The organism is Massilia sp. NBRC 108631, assembly GCF_059704565.1.
On the sequence record NZ_BAAKJE010000069.1, the window covers coordinates 1 to 22,902 of the forward strand.

The 22,902-nt window shown below is 67.1% G+C and carries 20 protein-coding genes; 6 read left to right on the top strand and 14 right to left on the bottom strand.

From position 1 onward, the window contains the following. Positions 1-113 precede the first annotated feature (113 nt). Positions 114-1,445 (bottom strand): TonB family protein, encoded by a 1,332-nt coding sequence (locus tag AC6H42_RS08530; RefSeq protein WP_057156441.1) that lies wholly within the window; start codon positions 1,443-1,445, stop codon positions 114-116. 113 nt (positions 1,446-1,558) lie between these two features. Between AC6H42_RS08530 and AC6H42_RS08535 the strand changes: the two genes are divergently transcribed. Then, the gene (locus AC6H42_RS08535) at positions 1,559-2,074 is read left to right on the top strand and encodes a hypothetical protein (RefSeq protein ID WP_057156440.1); all 516 of its coding nucleotides are present in this window, start codon (positions 1,559-1,561) and stop codon (positions 2,072-2,074) included. A gap of 16 nt (positions 2,075-2,090) precedes the next feature. On the opposite strand, the gene AC6H42_RS08540 is transcribed toward AC6H42_RS08535, so the two are convergent. From AC6H42_RS08540 to cyoA, 7 genes are all read right to left on the bottom strand, one after another. Next, entirely contained in the window at positions 2,091-2,657 is a 567-nt protein-coding gene (locus AC6H42_RS08540; RefSeq protein ID WP_057156439.1) for a response regulator transcription factor, read from the bottom strand. 2 nt (positions 2,658-2,659) lie between these two features. Further along, positions 2,660-3,895: an ATP-binding protein gene (locus tag AC6H42_RS08545; protein ID WP_497547848.1), complete on the bottom strand. Its 1,236-nt coding sequence runs from the start codon at positions 3,893-3,895 to the stop codon at positions 2,660-2,662. A gap of 99 nt (positions 3,896-3,994) precedes the next feature. Further along, a complete protein-coding gene (locus AC6H42_RS08550) occupies positions 3,995-4,852 on the bottom strand; it encodes an SURF1 family protein (protein WP_057156438.1) in 858 nt (285 codons plus the stop codon). Further along, positions 4,849-5,247 (bottom strand): cytochrome o ubiquinol oxidase subunit IV, encoded by a 399-nt coding sequence (gene cyoD, locus AC6H42_RS08555; protein ID WP_057156437.1) that lies wholly within the window; start codon positions 5,245-5,247, stop codon positions 4,849-4,851. The genes AC6H42_RS08550 and cyoD overlap by 4 nt, the downstream gene beginning before the upstream one ends. Then, positions 5,244-5,855, bottom strand: a complete 612-nt coding sequence (gene cyoC, locus AC6H42_RS08560; protein ID WP_057156436.1) for a cytochrome o ubiquinol oxidase subunit III — start codon at positions 5,853-5,855, stop codon at positions 5,244-5,246. The genes cyoD and cyoC overlap by 4 nt, the downstream gene beginning before the upstream one ends. Then, a complete protein-coding gene (gene cyoB / locus AC6H42_RS08565) occupies positions 5,848-7,842 on the bottom strand; it encodes a cytochrome o ubiquinol oxidase subunit I (protein WP_057156435.1) in 1,995 nt (664 codons plus the stop codon). Before cyoB ends, cyoC begins: the two co-directional genes overlap by 8 nt. Continuing rightward, positions 7,826-8,827 carry a ubiquinol oxidase subunit II gene (gene cyoA / locus AC6H42_RS08570; protein ID WP_082551923.1) on the bottom strand — a complete coding sequence of 334 codons (1,002 nt, stop codon included), beginning with the start codon at positions 8,825-8,827 and terminating at the stop codon, positions 7,826-7,828. The genes cyoB and cyoA overlap by 17 nt, the downstream gene beginning before the upstream one ends. A 128-nt stretch (positions 8,828-8,955) precedes the next feature. On the opposite strand from cyoA, the gene AC6H42_RS08575 reads away from it, so the two are divergent. Both AC6H42_RS08575 and AC6H42_RS08580 read left to right on the top strand, forming a co-directional pair. Further along, complete coding sequence (locus tag AC6H42_RS08575; protein WP_057156434.1) at positions 8,956-10,305, top strand: MFS transporter; 1,350 nt, start codon at positions 8,956-8,958, stop codon at positions 10,303-10,305. Positions 10,306-10,409: 104 nt separating this feature from the next. Then, positions 10,410-10,784 carry a hypothetical protein gene (locus AC6H42_RS08580; RefSeq protein ID WP_157201008.1) on the top strand — a complete coding sequence of 125 codons (375 nt, stop codon included), beginning with the start codon at positions 10,410-10,412 and terminating at the stop codon, positions 10,782-10,784. Here the strand turns inward: AC6H42_RS08580 and AC6H42_RS08585 are convergent. Beyond that, positions 10,781-10,963, bottom strand: coding sequence for a hypothetical protein (locus AC6H42_RS08585; protein WP_057156432.1), 183 nt, complete (start codon positions 10,961-10,963; stop codon positions 10,781-10,783). The two genes, AC6H42_RS08580 and AC6H42_RS08585, sit on opposite strands and share 4 nt — an antisense overlap. A 151-nt stretch (positions 10,964-11,114) precedes the next feature. After that, positions 11,115-11,984 (bottom strand): type 1 glutamine amidotransferase domain-containing protein, encoded by an 870-nt coding sequence (locus AC6H42_RS08590; RefSeq protein ID WP_497547831.1) that lies wholly within the window; start codon positions 11,982-11,984, stop codon positions 11,115-11,117. A 103-nt stretch (positions 11,985-12,087) separates the two neighbouring features. Here AC6H42_RS08590 and AC6H42_RS08595 point away from each other — a divergent pair, with 103 nt between their 5' ends. From AC6H42_RS08595 to AC6H42_RS08605, 3 genes are all read left to right on the top strand, one after another. Continuing rightward, positions 12,088-13,011 carry a LysR family transcriptional regulator gene (locus AC6H42_RS08595; protein ID WP_497547832.1) on the top strand — a complete coding sequence of 308 codons (924 nt, stop codon included), beginning with the start codon at positions 12,088-12,090 and terminating at the stop codon, positions 13,009-13,011. A gap of 120 nt (positions 13,012-13,131) precedes the next feature. Further along, entirely contained in the window at positions 13,132-13,941 is an 810-nt protein-coding gene (locus AC6H42_RS08600) for a TorF family putative porin (protein ID WP_057156427.1), read from the top strand. Between the two features lie 15 nt (positions 13,942-13,956). Further along, positions 13,957-15,936 (top strand): methyl-accepting chemotaxis protein, encoded by a 1,980-nt coding sequence (locus tag AC6H42_RS08605; RefSeq protein WP_497547833.1) that lies wholly within the window; start codon positions 13,957-13,959, stop codon positions 15,934-15,936. Here the strand turns inward: AC6H42_RS08605 and AC6H42_RS08610 are convergent. From AC6H42_RS08610 to AC6H42_RS08625, 4 genes are read right to left on the bottom strand one after another with little or no spacing between them, the layout of a single operon-like run. Then, positions 15,933-18,140, bottom strand: a complete 2,208-nt coding sequence (locus AC6H42_RS08610) for a YehQ C-terminal OB-fold domain-containing protein (RefSeq protein WP_497547834.1) — start codon at positions 18,138-18,140, stop codon at positions 15,933-15,935. The two genes, AC6H42_RS08605 and AC6H42_RS08610, sit on opposite strands and share 4 nt — an antisense overlap. Beyond that, positions 18,137-19,237, bottom strand: coding sequence for a VWA domain-containing protein (locus tag AC6H42_RS08615; protein ID WP_497547835.1), 1,101 nt, complete (start codon positions 19,235-19,237; stop codon positions 18,137-18,139). Before AC6H42_RS08615 ends, AC6H42_RS08610 begins: the two co-directional genes overlap by 4 nt. Next, positions 19,230-21,755: a DUF5682 family protein gene (locus AC6H42_RS08620; protein WP_497547836.1), complete on the bottom strand. Its 2,526-nt coding sequence runs from the start codon at positions 21,753-21,755 to the stop codon at positions 19,230-19,232. The genes AC6H42_RS08615 and AC6H42_RS08620 overlap by 8 nt, the downstream gene beginning before the upstream one ends. Continuing rightward, positions 21,755-22,885, bottom strand: a complete 1,131-nt coding sequence (locus tag AC6H42_RS08625) for an ATP-binding protein (protein WP_057156421.1) — start codon at positions 22,883-22,885, stop codon at positions 21,755-21,757. The genes AC6H42_RS08620 and AC6H42_RS08625 overlap by 1 nt, the downstream gene beginning before the upstream one ends. Positions 22,886-22,902: the final 17 nt, after the last annotated feature.

The following is a 22,902-nucleotide window of genomic DNA, read 5'->3' on the forward strand; positions in this document are numbered from 1 at the left end:
CCCAGCGAAACGGCGGCGCCGGCGGCCAGCGCGGCCAGCGCGGCCAGCGCGCCGGCCGCGATCCACGGCGCGGAGCGCAACGGCTTAGGCGACGGCGGCCCCATGGTCCGTCCCTATTGCGGGGCCCGCGCGGCGGGCAGCCGCCCGCGCCACTGCGCCGCAGCGGCCACGTCCACCGGCCGGCCCAGTTCGCCGCGCTCGGCCACTTTGACCATGCGCAGCACGGCCGGCGCCCAGCCGCGTTTCGCCGCCAGCTCGTACAGGCGCAGCGCCTCCGCGTCATCCTTGCGCACGCCGCTGCCCTGCTCCAGCAGCTCGGCCATCAGGTACTGCGCCTCGAGGTGGCTTTGCGCTGCGGCCTTGCGGATCCATTCGCTGCCCAGCTCGGTGTCGGCCGGCACGCCGCGCCCTTCGCGGTAGGCCTTGCCCAGCAAGGTCTGCGCGGGAGCCCAGCCCTTGTCGGCCGCCTTCTGCAGCAGCGGCACGGCTTCCTCGTGGTCGCGCGGCGACTGGGAGCGGTACAGTTCGAACCCCAGCCCCTGCACCGCCACCGGATCGTCCAGCTCTGCGCCCTGGCGCAGCAGGCGCAGCGCCTCTTCAGGGTCGCGCTCGACGCCGTTGCCGGTCTGGTAAGCCCAGGCCAGCGCGGCATAGGCGCGGATCACGCCGGCGTCCGCCGCCTTGCGCAGCCAGACGAAGGCTTGCTCCGGGTCCCTGGCCGTGCCTTTTCCGGTCGCGTACAGTCCGGCCAGGCCCATCATGGCCATCGCGTGGCCTTGTTCGGCAGCCTTCAGCAGCCACGCATGCGCCTGCTGGGCGGTGACCGCTCCGCTTTCCCGGGCCAGGAACAGCGAGGCGATCCTGAACTGCGCCTCTGCGCTGCCGGCCTCGGCCGCTTTGCTCAGCCACTCCAGCGCCTGTACATCGTCGCGCTGCACGCCCTTTCCTTGCTGGAGCATCATGCCCAGCTTGAGCTGCGCGTCGCCATCGCCCGCTTCAGCGGCCGCGCGGGTCTCGGCATAGACCGCCTGCGCCGCCGGGTCCTTGGCATCATCCTTCAGCGTCCACACGTACTGCATCTGCATCCACGCGGACTGCGGCTTGCCGTTGTGGGTGCCTGGCTGAAACTTGCATTTTGCAATGCCGAAGCGCGCCGCCTCGTCCAGCAGCGGGTAGCCGCTGGACTTGGTGACCTTGGATTCCTCGACGCTGCCGTCGGCGCCGATCTTGAACGCCATCGTCACCACCCCGGTCTGCTCGCGGCGCAAGGCTTCCTGCGGCCAGACAGGCTTGTCGCACTGGCTGAAATCGGCAACGGCGGCAGTCGGCGCCGCGCCGCCGGCGCCTTTGGCCCGGGCCTGATCGGCTGCCAGCGCCTGTCCTTGCAGGCCGGCCATCGCCAGCAGCGCCACGGCGGCTGGATGCCTCAGTTTTTGGCTGATCAAGCTCGTCTCCGCGTAGTTAGCAAAAAAATCATCTTACCCGGAAGAATGACCGCTTGTCCACCGCTGGAATCGATGTACACTTTCCGTTACCAGACAATCAGGGAGATGGCCGTATGTCCCGTATCGAATCCAGCAATTCCTTCCGCGTGCAAGGCCCTGTGGCCTCCATCGCCGACCTGGCCAAAGACAAGCCGGGCTTCGTGCTGCCCGCCACGCCCGAGCAGGTGGCGGAATTGCAGCTGCGCGAGGCGCAGATGCAGGCCCGCGAAGCGGCCGCGGTGCGCCACGCCAGGGACAACCCGGATCGGGTCTACGCGCAGATCGTCACCAACGGCGAGGTGGTGGCCACCGTGTATGCGTCGGGCGCCGCCGGCACGGTGCACAAGCTCGGGGTCAAGCTGACGCAAGACGGCTATGGCCTGCCGCTGGCCACAACGCGGCTGGCCGAACTGTCCAAGGCGACGGGTGGGGAAATCGTGTACGCCAAGGGGCCGGTCGCCGCGCCGGCGCCGCTGATGGAGTCCGACTTGCCGCAAGTGACCGCGCGCGGCCTGAACGACATGGTGCAGGACTTTGAATGGGCGCTGGCGCGGGCCCGCATGGAGGGCGGCGCCGAGGGCAAGGCTTAGGCGCCGCGCCAGGCGCCTACTTGACGCGCTGCTTTTCCAGCTTGCGCGCCAGCGTGCGGCGGTGCATGCCGAGGCGGCGCGCCGCTTCGGAGATGTTGAAGTCGGTCTCGGCCAGCACTTCGTGGATGCGCTCCCACTCCAGCGTCTTGATCGACGTGGAGCGGTTGGTCATCTCGACGCCGGCGCTGCCGGCCACGTGGGCGAAGGCCGCTTCGATGTCGTCCGTGTTGGAGGGCTTGGCCAGGTATTGGCAGGCGCCCAGCTTGATTGCCTCGACCGCCGTGTTGATGCTGGCGAAGCCGGTCAGCACCACGATCAGCATGTCCGGGTCGTGCGCGTGCAGCATCTGCACGCACAGCAGGCCGGACGTGTTGTTCTTGAGCTTGAGATCGACCACCGCGTAGCCGGGCGAATGCTCCTCCAGCAGCGCTTCGGCTTCCTCCAGGCTGGCCGCCAGCAGCACCTGGTAGCCGCGCCGCTCGAACGAACGGCCCAGCGTGCGCGCGAAGGCAGCGTCGTCTTCGATAATGATGAGCTGGCGTACCTCAGCCGCTTCCTGCCCTGATGCCTCTTCTGCGCTCATGCCTATTCCTCTTCCACTGCGATGGCCGTAAGCGGCAAGCTCAACTGGACGGCCGCGCCGCCTTCGGGACGGTTGCTGGCGCTAACCGTGCCGCCCAGGGTGCGCGCCACGTTCACCGTCAGGAACAGCCCCAGGCCGCGGCCGGGCGCCTCTTTGCTCGAATTGTAGGGCTTGCCGAACTGCTCCAGGATCCCGGGCGCGAAGCCCGGGCCGTTGTCGCTGACCAGCAGCTTCAGCGCGCCATCGTCGCAGGCGGCTTCCAGCCTGATCCAGTCCGGCGACGCTTCCAGCGCATTGTCCAGCACATTGCAGATCATTTGTTTCAGCGCCGAGTCGAACACCACCGGCAAGTCCGCGATCCGGTTATCGTACTCGAACGCGGCCACCGGGCGGCTGGCGCGCCACTCCTGCACCAGTTCGTCAAGGAAGGTGTTGATGGTGGTGCGCGCCGACGACTCCCCGCGCGCCTCGCCCGCCGACAGCAAAATGCCGCTGACGATGGACTTGCAGCGCGCCAGCTGGGCCTGCATTTCGCCGATTTCCTCCAGCAGTTCGGGATGCTTGCTAAATTCGGGCATGCGGCGCCAGTCCCCCAGTATGACCGACAAGGTGGCCAGCGGCGTGCCCAGTTCGTGCGCGGCGCCCGAGGCGAGCAGGCCCATGCGGACAATGTGCTCTTCCTCGGCGGCGCGCTGGCGCATGCTGGCCAGCATGGCGTCGCCGGCGCGCAGATTGCTCATGATGCGGGTGATGAACACCACCAGCAGCGCCGCGTTGAGCGCGAAGCAGATCAGCATGCCCTGGATGTACAGGCTGAAGTAGCCGCGCTCGTGGAACAGCGGCAGCGCGATCGGCTTGGACCACACCGACAGCCCGGCCAGGCAGGCGCTGGCGATGGCGACGATGGTCCAGGTCGACCACGCCTCCAGCAGCACCGCGCTCAGGATCACCTGCAGCAGGTAGAGGTAGACGAAGGGATTGGAGGTGCCGCCGCTCAGGTAGAGCTGGGCCGTGAGACTGGCCACGTCCACCAGCATGGCGATGAACAGTTCGGCGTTCGACACCGCCCATTTTTCATGCCAGCGCAGCTGGCTGGCCACGTTGAAGGCAATCAGGCAGGCCAGCACTTCCAGCATATACACCAGCGGCAGCTTGATGCCGAAGCCCCAGGCCACCACCGCGATGGTGGTCACCTGGCCGACCACGGCGATCCAGCGCAGCTGGATCAGCTGCTGCATGTTCTGGTGCCCTGCCGCCTGTCCCGCGCTGGCCTGGGCCAGGAAGGACGGCAATTTTGCTATCGAAAGTATTTGGCCCGACATCATCCCTCGCCCGGTTTATGCGTCCGCGCCGTCCCTGCGCGCGCGGCGGCGCTCGTCGCGGATCACCCACGCCAGCGCGGCCGCCATCATAACAGCCAGCGCGTACCAGGTGAGAGCATAAACCAGATGATTGTTGGGGAAAGAAATAACCGTCATGCCGCCGTAAGGGCGCGCGGCCGGGTCCAGGTCGGCCACGTACTGGCCGGCGTCGACATCGACGAAGTAAGGCGCCACGCGCGCCGTGTGCAAGCCGCGCGCGGCCGCCATGGCGTGCACGTCGCGCGCGTACCAGCGGTTTTGCGCCGGCTCGTTGGCGCGCAGGCCCATCGGGCCCTTGCCCACTTCGCTGATGCGCAGCAAGCCGTTCAGGCGCACCGCAGCGCGGCCGGCCAGCGCGGCGGCGGCACAGGCGTCGCTGCCGGCGGGCACGCTGTTGGACAGGCTGGATTCGACTCGGGCGGCAGCGTCCAGCGGCAGGAAGCCGCGGTTGACCATGACAATGCTGACGCCGTTGCTGCCGTCCGCCAGGCACAGCGGCGTCAGCAGCCAATAGCCAGGGCCACGTTCGGTGGTCGCCTGCGCTTTGGTGGAGTATTCGGGGAGCAGCATGCCCGTCAGGTGGACATGCTTGTATTCATCGGCCTGCGCAGAGACCTTGGCCCAGTCCTGCTGGCCGGGGGCGGGCACCGGCTCCGCGTGCACGCGCGCGTTGACGCGTTCGATCAGAGCCAGTTTCCATTGCAGGCGCTGGACTTGCCAGGTGCCCAGCGCGAGCAGTACCGCAATAACGAGCACCGCGCAGCCCACCAGCGTGTAGCGCAGGCCTGCGGAACGCAGACGCAGCGCGGCGGGGGTGCGCGGTGCGGACATCATGGCATGTTGCGCATTTGGTGCGCGTCCATGCCCGGCATCATGTTGGTGTTCATGTGGTACATGACCCAGATCGAGCCGGCCAGCACGATGACCACCAGGATCAGCGTGAACATCATGGCCAGCATCGACCAGCCGCCCTCCACTTTGGCGTTCATGTGCAGGAAGTAGACCATGTGGACCACGATCTGCACGGCGGCGAAGCCGAGGATGGTGAAGGCGGTGGTGGCCGGGTTGGCGAACACATTGCCCATCACCAGCCAGAACGGAATGGCGGTCAGGATCACTGACAGGATGAAGCCGATGGTGTACGACTTCAGGCTGCCGTGGTTGTGGTCGCCATGGCCGTGGTGGCCGTGATCGTCATGGCCATGGTGCTCGTGATTGTGATCGCTCATGGCAGAACTCCCATCAGGTAAACAAAGGTGAACACGCCGATCCAGACCACGTCCAGGAAGTGCCAGAACATCGACAGGCAGGTCATGCGGCGCATGTTTTCATGCGTCAGGCCGTGCTTTTTCAGCTGGAACAGCAGCGTGACCAGCCACACGATGCCGAACGTCACGTGCAGGCCGTGGGTGGCCACCAGCGCCCAGAACGAGGTCAGGAAGGCGCTGCGCTGCGGACCGGCGTTTTCATGCAGCAGGTGCATGAATTCGTACAGTTCCAGCGAGATGAAGGCCGCACCGAACAGGCCGGTGACGATCAGCCAGCCCATGGTGGCGCCCAGGCGTTTGCGGCCCGCTTCCAGCATGGCGAAGCCGTAGGTGATCGACGACAGCAGCAGCATCGAGGTGTTCAATGCCACCAGCTTCAGGTCGAACAGCTCGGCGCCGGTCGGGCCGCCCGCGTAGTTGCGGCCCAGCACGGCGTAGGTTGCAAACAGGACGGCGAAGATCAGGCAATCGCTCATCAGGTAGATCCAGAAACCGAGCAAGGTGCCGTTTTCCGGATGGTGCTCGCGCACGAAGTAGCGCGAGCTTGGGTTCAAAGTGGCGTCAGACATGGGCATTCAGCAGTTGGGTGCGAGCATTTTCGGTGCGGACCACTTCGTCCGCAGGAATGTAGTAATCGCGTTTGTAGTTAAACGTGTGAACAATGATGGTTGCCAGCATGGCGGCGAACGACAGCCCTGCCAGGATCCACATCTGCCAGATCAGCGCGAAGCCGACCAGGCCGCTGATCGCCGCGATGGCGAAGCCGGCCCAGGTGTTCTTGGGCATGTGGATCGCCACGTAGTCCTTCAGCGGACGCTGGTAGCCGTTCTTCTTCATGTCGGCCCAGGTGTCGTTGTCATGCACACGCGGGGTGAACGCGAAGTTGTAGTCCGGCGGCGGCGACGAGGTCGACCATTCCAGCGTGCGGCCGTTCCATGGGTCGCCGGTGACGTCCAGGTTCTGCTTGCGGTCGCGGAACGAAACCCAGAACTGCATCAGCATGGCGCCAATACCGCCGGCGATCATCACCGCGCCCACGGCGGCGATCTGGAACCAGATCTGCAGCGATGGATCGTCGAAGTGGCTCATGCGGCGGGTCACGCCCATCAGGCCCAGCACGTACAGCGGCATGAAGGCGAAGTAGAAGCCCACGAACCACAGCCAGAACGACCACTTGCCCCAGTACTCGTTGAGCTTGTAGCCGAACGCTTTCGGGAACCAGTAGTTGATGGCGGCGAACACGCCAAACACCACGCCGCCGATGATGACGTTGTGGAAGTGCGCAATCAGGAACAGCGAGTTGTGCAGCACGAAGTCGGCCGGAGGCACGGCCAGCAGCACGCCGGTCATGCCGCCGATGACGAAGGTGATGATGAAACCGATGGTCCACAGCATCGGCACTTCAAAGCGGATGCGGCCGCGGTACATGGTAAACAGCCAGTTGAAGATCTTGGCCCCGGTCGGGATCGAGATAATCATCGTGGTAATGCCGAAGAACGAGTTCACGCTGGCGCCGGAGCCCATGGTGAAGAAGTGGTGCAGCCAGACCAGGTAGGACAGGATGGTGATCACGACGGTCGCATACACCATGGAGGTGTAGCCGAACAGGCGCTTGCCGCAGTAGGTCGAGACGATTTCCGAGAACACGCCGAACACCGGCAGCACCAGGATGTACACCTCGGGGTGGCCCCAGATCCAGATCAGGTTCACGTACAGCATGGGGTTGCCGCCCAGCTCGTTGGTGAAGAAGTTGGTGCCGAAGGTGCGGTCCAGCGACAGCATGCCCAGCACGGCGGTCAGCACAGGGAACACGGCCACGATCAGCGCGTTGGTGCACAGGGCGGTCCAGGTGAACACCGGCATCTTCATCATGTCCATGCCGGGCGCGCGCATCTTCACGATGGTGACCACCAGGTTGACGCCGGACAGCAGCGTCCCCACCCCGGCCACCTGTAATGACCAGATGTAATAGTCCACCCCGACGTCGGGCGAAGCCAGGATGCCCGACAGCGGCGGATAGGCCAGCCAGCCGGTGCGGGCGAATTCGCCCACGAACAGCGACGCCATCACCAGGATCGCGCCGAAGGCGGTCATCCAGAAGGAGAAGTTGTTCAGGAACGGGAAGGCCACGTCGCGCGCGCCGATCTGCAGCGGCACCACGTAGTTCATCAGGCCGGTCACGAACGGCATCGCCACGAAGAAGATCATGATCACGCCGTGGGCGGTGAAGACCTGGTCGTAGTGGTGCGGCGGCAGGAAGCCGGCCGAGTCGCCGAAGGACATGGCTTGCTGGGCGCGCATCATCAGCGCGTCGGCGAAGCCGCGCAGCAGCATGATCAGGCCCAGGATCATGTACATGATGCCGATTTTCTTATGGTCGATACTGGTGATCCAGTTCGTCCACAGGTTGCCCCACAGGCGGAAGTAGGAAATGGCGCCGAGCAGGCCTATGCCGCCCAGCACTACGCCGGCGAAGGTCGCCAGCAGGATAGGCTCGTGGAAGGGAATCGCTTCCCAGCTCAGCCGTCCGAAGATGAGATCAGTATCGTGTTGCATTGTTGCTCTTCATGGAAAGATTAGGCACGGGAGTCGGCGTATTGCACAGCTCGGCCGCGGTTTTCGCGCGCACGATGTCATCCGCCATCATCTTGTTCATGCAGGTGGTGCCGTCGCCGACGCAGCGGTTCAGGATCGCGTCGTACAGGTCTGCAGAAACGGTCGGGTAGTAGCGCACCGGCTCTTTTTCGCTCGGCTTTTCCAGCACCTGGTAGTTGGCGCGGTCCAGCGCGACGCTGCCGGTGGCGCCGGAGGCCTTGACCTTGGCCACCCAGGTGTCGAAGTCCGCGTTGCTCACGCCGTGGTACTTGAAACGCATGTGCGAGAAGCCGGCGCCGCTGAAGTTGGCCGAGAAGCCGTCGTATACGCCAGGCTTGTTGATGATGGCGTTCAGCTGCGTCTCCATGCTCGGCATCGCGTAAATCATGCCGGCCAGCGCTGGCACATAGAAGGCATTCATCACGTTCGAGGCGGTAATCTTGAAACGTACAGGCACATCGACCGGCGTCACCAGCTCATTCACCGTGGCGATGCCCTGCTCCGGATAAATGAACAGCCATTTCCAGTCCAGCGCCACCACCTGCACTTCCAGCGGCTTGACGCCGGCGGCCAGCGGACGCTTCTCGTCAATGCGGTCCAGCGGACGGTAGGGGTCCAGCTTGTGGGTGCTGATCCAGGTCAGCAAGCCCAGCACGATGATGATCAGCAGCGGTGCGCCCCAGATCACCAGTTCGAGCTTGGTGGAATGATCCCAATCGGGTTCATATTTGGCTTTAGTGTTGCTTTGGCGATACTTCCACGCAAAGAACAGGGTCAGTGCGATGACTGGGACGACAATCAGCAGCATCAGCAAGGTGGACACCACCACAAGGCGGGCCTGCTGCGCGGCGATATCGCCGGACGGGTTCATCACCACGGTGTTGCAGCCTGCAAGCAACAACAGTGGCAAAAGAGCCAATCCACGATGGTTCAAGGGAGATTTCATGCGGTTATGTACGTTACATAAAATGAATAACATGGTACTGTAACCACAACGGCTGCTCCTGGACATTGGACACTTTGTCCTACCCCCGGGGATGGACCGTTGTACAACTAATAAGCGAGACAAGGAATATGGCCACGACGACAACATTCAACGGCGATCTTCCCGCCGAACATCCATCGCGCCAGACCAGTCAGGGGGCGCGGAATATTAATGCCAGGGATGGGCACATCGAACCCGGAGAGATAGCGATCGGGGTTGTGATAGGCCGAGCATCCGAATACTTCGACTTCTTCGTCTACGCCATCGCCTCGGTGCTGGTCTTCCCGCAAGTCTTCTTCCCCTTCGAAAGCCGCCTCGACGGCACACTGTACTCCTTTGTCATTTTCTCGTTCGCCTTTATCGCACGTCCGCTCGGCTCCATCCTGTTCATGACGCTGCAGCGGCACTTCGGACGCGAAGCCAAGCTCACCGCCGCCCTGTTCTTGTTGGGCACCTCCACCGCCGGCATCGCCTTCCTGCCCGAGTATGCGGACTGGGGCATGACGGCCATCATCATGCTGTCGGTGCTGCGCATCGGCCAGGGCGTGGCGCAGGGCGGCTCGTGGGACGGCCTGCCGTCGCTGCTGGCGCTGAGCGCGCCGAAGAACAAGCGCGGCTGGTACGCCATGCTGGGCCAGCTGGGGGCGCCGGTCGGCTTCATCCTGGCCGCCGGGCTGTTCGCCTTCCTGCTGGCCGAGCTGAACACGCTGGAATTTCTGGGCTGGGGCTGGCGCTACCCGTTCTATGTGGCCTTCGCCATCAACGTGGTGGCCCTGTTTGCCCGCCTGCGCCTGGTTTCCACCACGGAATACACCAAGCTGCTGGACGAGCATGAGCTGGATCCAACCCCGGTCATGGAACTGGCCCGCTCACAAGGCCGCAACGTGCTGATCGGCGCGCTGGCCGCGCTGGCCAGCTACGCGCTGTTCCACCTGGTGACGGTGTTCCCGCTGTCGTGGATCAATCTGTACTCGACCCGTTCGCTGAGCGACTTCCTGGGGCTGCAGATGATAGGCGCGGTGCTGGCCGCGTTCGGCATCATCGTCTCCGGCCTGCTGGCCGACCGCTTCGGCCGCCGCACCACGCTGGGCACCCTGGCCGCGCTGATCGCCGTGTTCAGCGGCTTCGTGCCGATGCTGATGGACGGCGGCGAGAGCGGCCAGAACATCTTCCTGATGGTGGGCTTCCTGCTGCTGGGCCTGTCGTACGGCCAGGCCGCCGGCGCCGTGACCGCCAACTTCCAGACCAAGTACCGCTACACCGGCGCGGCCCTGACGTCCGACCTGGCCTGGCTGGTGGGCGCGGGCTTCGCCCCGCTGGTGGCGCTGGGCTTGTCGGCCAACTTCGGCCTGGCCTATGTCAGCCTGTACCTGCTGTCCGGCGCTGTCGGCTCCCTGGCCGCACTGAGCCTGAACCGCGCGCTGGAAATCCGCGACTAAGCGCCGCCGCCTGAACAGCCAGCATCCCAGGGGCTCCCGGCACAAGCCGCGGGCCCCTGGCTTTCGAAGGCGCCGTTTGCCGCCGATATGAAAATCCGGAAAATATGTCCCTGAGATTGTTCGCCGCCCTGCTGCTTCTGACGCTTGCCAACCCCGCCTCGGCGAGCAGTGCCCCAGCCACCTATGCCGTGCCGTGGGCGGTAGCATCGGAAGTGCTGACCTACAAATCGTGCGGCTGCGCCGACAGCTGCTGGGTCGCCGAGCTAAGGGAGCGCAAGTCGAAGAAGCTGAAGGCCCGCCTGCGCTGTGACTGCTCCAGCCTGTTGGGCCGCTATCCGGCGCAGTCCTCCGAAAGAACGCTGCAGGAAAGTTGCTCGGATATCAACCAGCAGGACGACAAAATGGGCGCGGTGTCCCAAGCCATGAAACGCCTGGTCGGCGGTGAGCCTGCCGCAGCGGCCGGCATCCCTGCCCGCTAGTGCAAACCGGCGTCGCGCCGCACGGCATTGCCGGTGAGGACGCGCAGTATGGTCTTGGGGTCGACGGAATGGGCCAGCAGGTAGGCCCAGGCGTTCGCGGCGCCTTGGGCCGCGTCTATACGCCGGCCCTCTTCGATCACCTTGGCCAGGTCGTGGTTGTTTCGCTTGCAGCTGCTCATAGTACTGACTCCCTCGGGCTGCCTACGGAGCTGGGTAGGCATGTGCTTGCTCTGCACGGAGGACGCGCTGCGGTTTGGGCGCTTGGTACGCTGTTCTGGACAGTGCTGGAAATAGTAGCACGAGCCGGGCCAAAATGTTAATACCAATCCGCTATTTAGTAGTGTTCAGTGCGGCTGCCGGCAAGCGGGCCAGTAGCAGATCGGCCACACCGACGGCCGAGGCCGGATTCTGGCCGGTGATCAGTTCGCGGTCCGAAACGATATGCGGCGCCCAGTTCGGGCCGCTGCTGTACTTGCCGCCCGCGCGCTCCAGCGCCGTCTGCGGCGTCAGTTTCATCACGCCGCCATTCAGGTAGCCCTTGCCGGCCTCCTCTTCCGCATTGCTGATCACCGTCATGCGGTAGCCGGCATAGATCCAGCCCTTGCCGTCCACCCTGGCGCCCGATTCCAGCTTGGCAACGAATGCTTCGGGCTGGTCCAGCGCGGCCACCAGCGCGGCCGGGCCGTGGCAGACCAGCGCGGTAGGCTTGGCGCTGCTGTGGAAATGGGCCAGCAAACGGCCGACCGCCGGGCTGCGGATCAAATCCTGCATCGGCGCGTGGCCGCCCGGTATATAGACCGCGTCATACTGGGCGTAGCCGCCCTGCTCCACGCGGGCCAGGCTGAGCACCGGCGAGGCGGATACCGAGGTCAGCTTGAGCTGCGCCAGCAGCGCCAGATGTTCCCGCATGGCTGCTTCGCCGCCGAACAGCGAGGCGTCCAGCGAATTGCGGTCGACGGCGGGCGCCTTGCCCAGCGGTGTGGCGAACGTGATGCTGTGGCCGGCGTCCATCAGTTTTTTGACAGGCTGCATCAGTTCGTTGGCGTAGAAGCCGGTTTCATAGACGCGCTGGCCGCGCAACGCCAGCGTCGACGCGTCCGACAACACAACCAGCACGTTGGCGGCTTGCGCGCCGGCGGCGCAAAGGCCGAGCACGGCGGCCGAGGCAAGGGCAGCAGCGGTAGGAATGACAGCTTTCATGGCAAAACTCCTTGTGGGCTAAGTGGATAAGCGCTACTCTATTCCCATTGCCAGAGACAATAAACTGCCACCAATTCAAATCATTTGTTCTTGAAAGAGCTTAATGCCTCGCCAATTCGACTACCTGGGCGACGTGGAAGCCTTCCTCGTCATCGCCGACAAGGGCACCATCAGCGCCGCCGCAGTGTCCCTGGGCACGACCGCCTCCGTGCTGAGCCGCGCGGTGGCCCGGCTGGAAGCCCGCCTGGGCGTGCAACTGATGCGCCGCACCACCCGCCGCCTCAGTCTGACCGACGCGGGGAAGGCTTACCTGGACCAGGCCCGCAGCGCCTTCGGCCTGATGGCGGACGCCGAACGCTCGATGCGCGACCAGGGCGGCGAACTGTCCGGCACCGTGCGCCTGAGCGCCCCCACCACCTACGGCCACTACCGCCTGCCGGCGCTGCTGCAGCCGTTCATGGAGCAGCATCCGCGCGTCCTGGTCGAACTGAGCATCTCCAACCGCAATGTGGACCTGGTGCAGGAAGGCTATGACATGGCCATCCGCCAGGGCACGCTGCCCGATAGCGGCCTGATCGCCCGGCCGCTGGAAGATGCGCAACTGTGCCTGGTGGCCTCGCCCGGCTACCTGGCCCGCGCCGGCACACCCGCCAGCATAGCCGACCTGGCCGGGCACGCCTGCCTGCCGTTCACCATGCCCAGCACCGGCAAGGCGGCGCCATGGCCGCTGCGCGATGGCGGCGGCGACGTGGACTGGCTGCCTGCGGCGCGCATGCACATCACTGACGACGTGCTGGGCGTGGTCACGCTGGCCCGGCAGGGCCTGGGCATCTGCCAGACTTACCGCTTCATCGCCGACGAGCGCCTGCGCAGCGGCGAGCTTGTGCCGGTGCTGCCGCAGCATTGGGGCCGCAGCCGCCGCTTTTCGCTGATCTATCCGCCGCACCGCAGCCTGTCCGCCGCCTGCCGCGCACTGATCGCCGCGATCACCGGCGGCGCGGCAATGGAGCCGCGGCAGACTTCCTGACACACTGTTGTGTTCCGTAAACAGGCCATTCGCCAATTCCTTGTCCAGCCTGTAAAATTTTGCTCTACGCCAAGCCCCAACCCCGCTTGCAGTTAACACAATTCAGCCAGGGGCATCTTCATGACGTACCACCAAACCTGCGCGCACGCCTGTGCCGCGCTCTATCTCGGCCTGTGTGCCCAGGCGGCATCTGCGGCAGAATCCGCAGCAGCCGGCGATGCACCGGCACCGGCCGTTCCGGCCGTCACTGCCAACATCACCCTGGCCAGCCAGTACGTCTCGCGCGGCATCCGCCAGACCTGGGACAAGCCGGCCTTGCAAGGCGGGCTGGACTACGTGCATCCCAGCGGCTTGTCGGCCGGCACCTGGGCCTCCGCCATCAGCGACAAGTTCGTCGAAAGCGCTACCGTCGAGTGGGACATCTACGGCGGCTACAGCGGCGCCGTGGGCGGCGTCGGCTACAGCGCCATGCTCTACGTTTACCGCTACCCGAACGCCATCTACCGCGCCACGGGCACCAGATACCACTACAACGAAGTATCGCTGGGCCTGACCTACCGGGCCCTGTACGCCAAGTACAACCGCACCATTTCACGCGACTTCTTTGGCATTCCGGACGCGCGCGGCACCGGCTACCTGGACCTGGGCGCCAATGTCGAAGTGGGCGGCGGCCACACCCTGAACCTGCACTACGGCGACGGCCGCGTGGCCGGCGCGGGCAACCACATCTGGGACTGGAAGGACGGCAAGGTCGGCCTCACCAAGGCGCTCGAGGACGGTTGGAGCATCAGCGGCGCCTACACCCGCGCCAAGGGCGCCACCAACGCCTACGATATCTACACGCTGGGCATACCGAACCGGTCCGGCGCCTTCGACATCTCCAACGTCGCGCGCGGCACGGTAGTCCTGTCCCTCACCAAAGTCTTCTAAAGAAAGGCGACACGCATGAGCATGAGTCCGAAGCAGGCCTACGCCGCCCTGTCCCTGAACGCCAAAATCTGCGCCGCAGCCACCGCGCTGGTGGTGCTCAGCCTGGCCGTCACGGCCACCGTCACCGGCATCAAGAGCAGCAGTTCGGCCGAAGCGGCCGCCATGGAGCTGGCCCACACCGCCGCGCGCGAAGCGGCCGCCGCCGTGCAAGGCCGCATCGGCAGCAACCTGTCGGCCGTGATCAACGCCGGCGGCGCCCTGCGCGCAACCAAGGCCGCCGGCGTGCCGCTGGCGCGCGAGCAGATCGGCGAAATGAGCAAGGCCACCTTGCTCGGCTCGGAAGACCTGCTGGGCGCCGCTGTCACCTTCGAGCCGAACGCCCTCGACGGCAAGGACGCCGACTACGCTGGCAAAAAGCCGCATTACGACGACACCGGCCGCTACATGCCGTACTGGACCCGGAATGGCTCGGCCGTGTCGGTGGAACCCATCGTGTTCGATCCCAAACCCGGCGCCAACGACTGGTACGACATTCCCAAGCGCAGCGGCAAGGTCTACTTCACCGAGCCGTATGCCTATCCTGTCAACGGCAAGGACGTGCTGATGGCGTCGCTGGTCGCACCCATCCTGGTGGACGGCAAGTTCATTGGCGTCTCCAGCGCCGACTTCATGCTGACCCGGCTGGCCAAGATTTTGGCCGAACTGAAGACCATCGAAGGCGGCCAGCTGGCGCTGGTGTCGAACGGCGGCCTGTACGCCAGCAACCCGGACGCGCAGCTCACCGGCAAGCCGGCCAGCGACATCCCTGCCGCCGGCATCGAGCAGGTGCGCCAGGGCAAACCCTACCAATACGAGGACGCCAGCGGCCTGGTGCACCTGCTGCAGCCGCTGTACCTGCACGCCGACATCGCGCCATGGGCAGTGAAGCTGAGCTTCCCGCGCGCCGTGGCCAAGGCGCCGGCGCGCGAGCTGCTGGGCTATACGCTGGTGGTGTCGGTGCTGTGCGCGCTGGCCACGGCGGCGCTGCTGATCATGCTGGTCAACCGCCTCACGCGTCCGCTGCGCACACTGGGCGCGGCCATGACAGGCCTGGCCAGCGGCAATGCCGACCTGGGCGCGCGCCTGAGCGTGCAGGGCCAGGATGAACTGGCCGTCATCGGCAACGGCTTCAACCAGTTCGTCGGCAAGATCCACGGCGTGCTGTCCCAGGTGTGCGTGGCCTCCGGCAGCGTGGCCACCGCCAGCACCGAGATCAGCCAGGGCAACGCGGCATTGTCGGCCCGCACCGAGCAGCAAGCCAGTTCGCTGGAGGAGACCGCCGCCTCGATGGAAGAGCTGACCAGCACCGTCAAGCAGAACGCCGACAATGCGCGCCAGGCCAGCCAGCTGGCCACCTCCGCCTCCGAGGTGGCGGTGCGCGGCGGCGGCGTGGTGGCGCAAGTGGTGCAGACCATGGAGTCCATCAACCACTCGTCAAGGCGGGTGGTGGACATCATCAGCGTGATCGACGGCATCGCCTTCCAGACCAATATCCTGGCGCTGAACGCGGCCGTGGAAGCGGCGCGCGCCGGCGAGCAGGGGCGCGGTTTCGCGGTCGTGGCCTCTGAAGTGCGCAACCTGGCGCAGCGCAGCGCCAGTGCCGCCAAGGAGATCAAGGAACTGATCAACGCCTCGGTGGCGCAGGTGGAGGCCGGCAGCAGGCTGGTGGCCAACGCCGGCAGCACCATGGACGAGGTGGTGGCCAGCGTGGGCCGGGTGACATCCATTATCGGCGAAATCGCCAACGCCAGCGCCGAGCAGAGCACCGGCATCGCCCAGGTCAACCAGGCCATCGTGCAGATGGACGATGTGACCCAGCAGAATGCGGCGCTGGTGGAACAGGCGGCGGCCGCTGCCGAAAGCCTGCAGGACCAGGCCGCCATGCTGGTGGCGCTGGTGGGCGAGTTCCGCATGGGCGACAGCGCACGGCGCCCCGGTCCGGGGCTGCTCCGCTAGCTGTCCGGGTCTGCGCCAGCGGGCCTGTGCTCGGCCAGCTGGTCGAGCTGCATGCAGCGATAGCAGGCCCACAGCAGCAACTCCGGCGTTGCCGGCCCGCCGCGCTGAAACAGCGAGTGGCCTTGGGCGGCAAGCTGCGCACTGCGGACGGCGTACTCGCGGCCGAAGGCCGGCAGCCTGTGCTCCTGCAGCCCGCGCTCGGCCTGCCGGTTCAGCCAGTGCCGGAACTCGCGCAGCGGCTGCAGCGCAGGCTGCGGCCCGCGCGACAGGCGTGCGCTGCCTGCCACTGCCGCTGCCGATCCGCGCGGCCCGGCGGGCAAAGCCCCCTCGGCTGCGGCGACCGCGCCGGCCTCGGGCTGCGGAAAGTGCAGGCAATCCACCGGCATGCCATCGTCGCCCTGCAATACCAGGCTGAGCGGCTCGCCCAGCAGCCCCCCGGCCGTATCGGCGATTCGCGCCACCAGCAGCGTGCCCGGCGCGATTCCGCGCGCCGCATGCAGCTCGATGCGTTCGATGGCCGCCATGTTGAAGGGCGAATACGCCAGTTCCAGCACCAGCGGCGCATCCAGGCTGTCATACACCGTCCAGCACAGCGTCTGGCGGGCCGCGTCGAACACGGGCAAGCCCCAGCGGCGCGGCGCCAGCACGCACCAGTCGCGCATCGGGTCCGGTTCCGCCAGCAGACTGCGTCCCCACTGCGCCCGCTGCGCCGCGATATCGGCCCAGCGCGCGCGCGCCGGCAGACGGGCCGCGAAGCCAGCCGCTGTCTCCACGCTGGCTGTGGTGCGCTCGGCGGGCGACAGCCGGCCCGTGTCGTTGAGCTGCGGATTGACCAGCCGGACCAGCCGCCCGGTCGCCGCCGCCGGCGCGTGCAGGCCCTGCCAGGGCCCCGGTGCGCGGTAGCGCGCAAGCGGATTGAACCCCCGTTGCAGTACCGGGCGTGCCTCGGTGCAGGCGGTGAACTCGCGGCTGGACTCGGACCAGAACAGCATCGTCAAACCGGTGTATCCGGCCGGCGTGCGCCATGCGTGCGCGCCCAGGCCCAGCAAATCCAGCGTGCCGCCGCCCTCGTAACTGCTGCGCGCCCTGCCCAGCAAATGCTGCGGCGGCCGCTCGCCCGCCGCCTGCAGCGCGCGCGCCAGCCCGACGGCCAGTGCAAGCTGCTCCAGCAGCCGGTGCTCGTCGGCGCCGGCGCCGCGCGCCAGCAACGCAGCCGCATGGTCGGCGATCCGGCGCAGCAGCAGCGCCAGGCGGTAACAGTCCGCGCCCTGCGCCCACACGGCCAGGGTGTTGAAGCGTTGCTGCGTGTTGTCGGACAGGTGCGACAGGCCCAGGCTCAAGCAATCCTCGGCGGCGCCGCACACCGCCGCGAGCAGCCTGCGCCGCGATTCATCCTGCCTGGATTGCAGCGGCGGCCTGCGCGGGGCGTCGGCGGCGGACGAAGCGGACAGTGTGGCGGACGGTTTGGCGGACCGTGCGGCGGCGGGCGCATCCTCGACCCCGTTCAGGCGGCGGAAGGCCAGCGCCGCGGCGACCTGGATCCGGGGCAAGTGTGTCGTGGCGCTGCCGGCTACCATCGCCGCCAGCCCGCCGCCCATGTAGCGCAAGGTGATACGGGGATGGCGCAGCGCCAGCACGATGCTGCGGTCGCCGGACACCGTCAGGCCGCGCCGCAGGTCCAGCGCCTGGACGTACTCCCACGCCCATCGATAGCCGGCCAAGCCCGCGTGCGCCGTCAGGGCCTCGGCCGGCAAGGCGAGCAGCTCCGCGGCGAGGAGATCCAGACCATCCGGGTCCGCTGCCGCCACGGGCCCGTCACCCGATTCGGCCTGTCCTTCCCCGGCTGGCGCCTGGGCCGGCAGAGGCACGCCAGGCGGCGCAGGAGCCGTGGACAGCGTACCGGCCGTGATCCGCTGCAGACCGATCGCGGCAGCCAGGATGTGCTGGCAGACGCCGGCCGCCGGGCAGCTGCAGCGCGCCTGCGCCGGCCCGCGCACGTCGAACAGGATGCGCTGCCCGCCCATGCTCACCGCCAGCGTGGCCGGGTCGGCACCGCCGTCATCCACAATCTCGGCTTGCTGCGTCTCCAGGTCCTTCAGCGCGCGGCGCAACAGGCCGCGATTTGCCAGCGCAACCCAGGCGTCGTCGTCAAAGCGCGCCAGCTGGGCCGCCAGCGCGCCGAGCAAAGGATGGCGCGTGCTCACGAGACCACCTTCACCAGCCAGTGCGCCAGGCGCTGCGGCGTCAGCGCGGCGATCTCCATGCCGGATGCCGCCAGCGTGTCGGCCATCTGTCTGTCATAGACCGGATTGGCGCTGCCGTCCAGCGCCGCCAGTCCAAGCAGCCGCACGCGGGCTTCGGCCAGCTTCTGCACTGCGCGTACCAGTTCGCCCGGCGGCGCCCCTTCGCAAAAGTCCGTCACCAGTACCAGCACCGTGCGCAGCGGATTTTCAACCAGCTGGCTGCAATAGCGCAGCGCCTGGCCGATATCCGTGCCGCCGCCCAACTGCACGCGCATCAGCGTTTCCACCGGATCGTCCGCCGCCTCGGACAGGTCCACTACGCTGGTATCGAATACCACCAGCTTGACGCGGAAGGCCGGCAAACCCGCCAATATGCCCGCCATCACCGCGCTGTGGATCACCGAATCGGCCATGCTGCCACTCTGGTCCACGCACAGGATGATGTCCCAAGGAAGACGGCGCGCGTTGCGTTCAAAGAACAGCAACTGCTCCAGCACGATCTGGCGCCGTTCCAGGCTGTAGTGCTTCAGGTTGCGGCGCAAGGTGCCTGCCGCGTCGAAATTGCTGGCCTGTGCCATGGGCGAATGGCGGAACCGGTTGCGGCGGCCGGACAGGGTCCGGCGCACTTCCGGCTCCAGCTTGCGGCGGATTTCCTCCACCACCTGTCGCACGATGCGGCGCGCCATGTCCAGCACCTCGCCTTTCAGATGGCCGCGCAAAGCCAGCAAGGTGCGCAGCAGCTGTTGGTTGGGCTCCAGCCGCGCCAGCGTGTCGGGATCGGTCACCAGCTCGGTCATGCCGTAACGGTCCAGCGCGTGCTTCTCGATGATTTCCACCGTCTCGCGCGGGAACAGCGCGCGCACCTCGCCCAGCCAGTTCACCACCGTAAGCTGGGTCGCGTCCAGGGAGCCTGGACGCACGCCCCGGCCGCCGTATTCGCGGCCGTAAAGATACTCCAGCGCCTGGTCCATGCGGCTATGCGCCCCCTCCAGGGCCCCGCCCGGCAAGCTGTCTTCGGCGTATTTGCCCAGCACCAGGCGCCAGCGCTGGCTAGTCATGCCCCGCTCCCCATCCGGCCAGGCCATCCTGCTCCAGCGCTGTGCGCACCGCCTGCGACAGCGCGAGATTGGCCTGCAACTGGCGCTCCGTTACGCCGTGGTGGACCAGCTGGCCAAGACTCTGTCCGCCGTGCAGCGCGGCCACCGCTTCGGCGATGCGGCAGGTCTCGCGCGGCGTCATGGCGGCGAAGGCCAGGCGCAGTTCCGGCAGGCAGCCGATGAACTCGGCCTCCGGCCAGCGCGCCAGCATGCCGTTGACCGATTCCAGCAAGGCCGGCAGCTGCCAGGCCGCCTCGCGCGCACTGCTCAGCAAGCCACGCAGGAAGGCCACGGCTTCGGGCGGCGCCAGCAAGCCTTCCAGGTGGCCGCGCAGCGAGGCCGCCAGCGCGGCGTCATCCAGGTATCCGCCGCCGAACAGCACGCCTGCGGCGGCGCCGCGCAGCATGGCGGAGGGATGGCGGCGGAAAGCATGTTGCGCCATGTTCCAGAATAGTGCAGCGTCCAGCCCCCGGCCGGCCTCGCTGGCAAGCAGTTCCCGCAAGCGCATCAGCGCAGAAGCCTGCGCGTCGTGCGCTGCGCCGCCACCCGAACTGCCTGCAGCACCGCCGGCAGGATCGCTGGCGCTGGCCGTGGCCAGGTAGATGGCCCGTTCGTAGGCGGCGCCCAACACCAGCGGCAGTTCGCTTGCGTGCCGCGCTTCCAGCGGTTCGCGCGCCTCCCACAGCAGGGCGATGGCGACAGCGGCGCTGGTGACGCGTTCGTACCGCGCATCCGCCGCCACCGACTGGCGCAGCAAGGCCAGTACGCGCGGCAGCTCGGCATGCAAGCCCAACACGCACCCTTGCGCCAGGGCGCCGGCGGCCGCCGCGGCATCCGCCGCGCCGTTGTCGTGCAGGCGCTGCAGCTGTGCCGCGTAGCGGCTGGCGACGGCCTGCGGCAGTGTCATGCCGTAGACCGAGGCTTCCACCAGGGCCGCCTCCGTCATCGGCGTATAGGCGTACTCCCAGTGCTCCTGCAAGCGCTCCAGCCCATGCCCGGCAACGAAATCCGGCCCCGCCGTGCGCACAGCGAATGGCACCTCAAGCAGGGCCAGACCGTGCAGCAGACGGCTGGTGGCGCGGTGTTCGCTGCGGCGGTAAATGTCCAGCACCACGCGCCGGATGCCGCCCGCCTGCAGTTTGAGCCGCTGCCGCAGCGCCCGCTGCTCCACGTCGCGCACCAGCGGCGGTGCTGCGCCACCGGGCGGCGCCGTCCCCATGCGCTCGCCGCACATCAAGCGCTGCGCTGCCTGGCGCACCAGGCGGCCTTCCGCGTCCGCGTCGCCCTTGATATAGCAACTGGTGACGGCGTCCATCACGTCGTCCCGCACCGGCCCGGAGCGGCCGCGCAGTGCGGCCAGGCCAAGCGCCTGTTCATAGGCGGCCGCCAGCGCGGGCATGGGAACTGCGACGCCGTGGCTGTCGCGCAGTTGCGCGGCCAGCTCGTACAGGGTGGACAGCGCGGCTTCCTGCCGCACCCGCGCTTTGCCCGCCACGCCTGCGCGCTCGTGCTTCTGCAACAGGTCCCAGATGCGCTGGTGCCAGCCGGGCGAGGTGATGCCGGCCGCATAGCCGTTCAAGCGGTCCAGTCGTTCAAAGCTGTAGCGGATCAGGGCGTCGGCGGCGTCCAGCACGCCGGTTTCCGCTGCTTGCGGAAACCGGCCGGCTTGCAGGCGGCGCTCTTGCAGCAGCGCCGGCATGGCGACGGCATGAAAGCCCCCAAGCACGGCGACCACCGGCCCGTCTCCCCGGCGGCGCTCGGACAGCGCCGAAAGGATGCGGGCGGCCATGCCATCTTCCCGCGCCAGCGTGCCGTCCGCCATCAATTCCTCGCTGGATGCGTTGGCACGGGCCAGTGCGCAATAGGCCGCCACGTTCGCGACGTGCTGCTCCAGCGCCAGGCCGGGCGCGGGCTGTTCGAACAGGTGCTCCCACAATTCCTCGTGGTCGCGGCAGCCGGCGCGGCTGGCCAGTTCAGCGAGGTACCGGCTGTGCCGGTAGTGCCGTTCATCCAGCAGCGAACGCCCGCCGCTGTCGGGCCCATCGTCGTGCGCCGCGCTGAAGCGGAGCTGCTGGACGAAATCGAGGTCGACAAAGCGCGCCGGTATGCCCAGCCGGCGCGCCTCGCGCAGCGCCAGCAACTCCGGCGAATAGTCGCAAAATGGATAGTAGGCAGCATGGCGCTGCCCGCCCTGCAGCACGGCGTAGGTGTAGATTGCCAGCGGGGCCTGCGCTTCCGGCGCCGTCAGCGCCGGTATCAGCGGCGTGAAGGACGCCGGCCCCTCCACCAGCACCATGCTCGGACCGCGCGCGGCGAACAGCCGCTGCAGCTGCAGCGCGCAGGCGGGACTGTGGTGACGCACGGGGAACAGCACCAGCTCGTCGGACAGCAAGGACTCGCCCAACCGGGTCAGGCCAGGCACGTCCAGCATGGCCTCGGCAAGCGCAGCCACGCCAGGCGGGTCCGCCGGATGCGTCATCAGCGCTCCAGTTCCCGGCGCGCTTCGAGCACGCGCTTCCATTGCGCGCTGCGCTGGGCGCGCTGCTTGACCACCACGTCGAAGTAATGGCGCAGCTTCTTGCCGTCGTCGGGATTGTCCTTCAGTACCGTGCCGATCAGCTGGCGCGCCACGTGCTCCCCGCCCACGGCGCCGTCGCCGAAATAGTGGGCGTCCAGGCAAGCCGCGTAAGCCACCGCCACCGCTTCGGCGGACGACATCACCGCCGTCGCGCGCTCCAGCACCACGCCTTCCGCCGTCGCGCCCTCCCGCATGTCCTGGAACGCCGTCACCAGCAGCTCCATCACTTCCGGCGCCAGCTCGACCTCCACCTGCGCGTGCCGCAACAAGGCCTCGGTCTGCTCGCGCACCAGTTTCAGTTCCAGCTGCCGGTCCGCGATCGGCCGCACCGTTTCAAAATTGAAGCGGCGCTTCAGGGCGCTGGACATTTCATGCACGCCCCGGTCCCGGAGGTTGGCCGTGGCCAGCACATTGAAGCCCCTGGCAGCGTACAGCGTGCCATCCTCGCCGTTCAGCTCGGCCACGTGGATCACCTTGTCGGACAGCAGGCTGATTAAACAGTCCTGGATCTCGGGCTGCACCCGCGTCACTTCCTCGAAGCGGCACAGCCAGCCGCCGCGCATGGCCTGGTACATCGGCCCGGGCACCAGCGCGCGCTGCGTCGGCCCTTCCGCCAGCAGCAGCGCGTAGTTCCAGCTGTACTTGATCTGCTCTTCGGAAGTGCCGGCCGTGCCCTGGACGGTGCACGCCGATTGCCCCGAGATGGCCGCCGCCAGCAGTTCCGACAGCATGGATTTGGCCGTTCCGGGCTCGCCCACCAGCAGCAGGCCGCGCTGACTCATCAGCGTGACGATGCAACGGTCGATCAGGGCGTCGTCGCCGTAGAACTTGCGGCGTACGTCCAGCCTGTCGTCGCCGATGATGAAACTGCGCACTGCGCGCGGCGACATCCGCCAGCCCGGCGGGCGCGGCCCGCTGTCGCGTTCGGCCAGGCGGGCCAGGTCGGCCGCGTGCACTTGCTCGGCCGGGGCGCGCAGCACCGCACGATGCGGCTCCGTGCCTTGCGGAAATACAGGTGGAATGGTATTCATCAAGGCTCGCTTTGCTG

Excerpts from the sequence above, each read along its gene's own strand:
- AC6H42_RS08550 (WP_057156438.1), bottom strand. The coding sequence starts at position 4,852 with ATGATGTCCGCACCGCGCACCCCCGCCGCGCTGCGTCTGCGTTCCGCA.
- AC6H42_RS08600 (WP_057156427.1), top strand. The coding sequence starts at position 13,132 with ATGACGTACCACCAAACCTGCGCGCACGCCTGTGCCGCGCTCTATCTC.
- cyoA (WP_082551923.1), bottom strand. The coding sequence starts at position 8,827 with ATGAAATCTCCCTTGAACCATCGTGGATTGGCTCTTTTGCCACTGTTG.
- cyoB (WP_057156435.1), bottom strand. The coding sequence starts at position 7,842 with ATGCAACACGATACTGATCTCATCTTCGGACGGCTGAGCTGGGAAGCG.
- AC6H42_RS08545 (WP_497547848.1), bottom strand. The coding sequence starts at position 3,895 with ATGCAGCAGCTGATCCAGCTGCGCTGGATCGCCGTGGTCGGCCAGGTG.
- AC6H42_RS08625 (WP_057156421.1), bottom strand. The coding sequence starts at position 22,885 with ATGAATACCATTCCACCTGTATTTCCGCAAGGCACGGAGCCGCATCGT.
- AC6H42_RS08590 (WP_497547831.1), bottom strand. The coding sequence starts at position 11,984 with ATGAAAGCTGTCATTCCTACCGCTGCTGCCCTTGCCTCGGCCGCCGTG.
- AC6H42_RS08595 (WP_497547832.1), top strand. The coding sequence starts at position 12,088 with ATGCCTCGCCAATTCGACTACCTGGGCGACGTGGAAGCCTTCCTCGTC.
- AC6H42_RS08615 (WP_497547835.1), bottom strand. The coding sequence starts at position 19,237 with ATGACTAGCCAGCGCTGGCGCCTGGTGCTGGGCAAATACGCCGAAGAC.
- AC6H42_RS08535 (WP_057156440.1), top strand. The coding sequence starts at position 1,559 with ATGTCCCGTATCGAATCCAGCAATTCCTTCCGCGTGCAAGGCCCTGTG.
- cyoC (WP_057156436.1), bottom strand. The coding sequence starts at position 5,855 with ATGTCTGACGCCACTTTGAACCCAAGCTCGCGCTACTTCGTGCGCGAG.
- AC6H42_RS08580 (WP_157201008.1), top strand. The coding sequence starts at position 10,410 with ATGTCCCTGAGATTGTTCGCCGCCCTGCTGCTTCTGACGCTTGCCAAC.
- cyoD (WP_057156437.1), bottom strand. The coding sequence starts at position 5,247 with ATGAGCGATCACAATCACGAGCACCATGGCCATGACGATCACGGCCAC.
- AC6H42_RS08620 (WP_497547836.1), bottom strand. The coding sequence starts at position 21,755 with ATGACGCATCCGGCGGACCCGCCTGGCGTGGCTGCGCTTGCCGAGGCC.
- AC6H42_RS08575 (WP_057156434.1), top strand. The coding sequence starts at position 8,956 with ATGGCCACGACGACAACATTCAACGGCGATCTTCCCGCCGAACATCCA.
- AC6H42_RS08540 (WP_057156439.1), bottom strand. The coding sequence starts at position 2,657 with ATGAGCGCAGAAGAGGCATCAGGGCAGGAAGCGGCTGAGGTACGCCAG.
- AC6H42_RS08605 (WP_497547833.1), top strand. The coding sequence starts at position 13,957 with ATGAGCATGAGTCCGAAGCAGGCCTACGCCGCCCTGTCCCTGAACGCC.
- AC6H42_RS08585 (WP_057156432.1), bottom strand. The coding sequence starts at position 10,963 with ATGAGCAGCTGCAAGCGAAACAACCACGACCTGGCCAAGGTGATCGAA.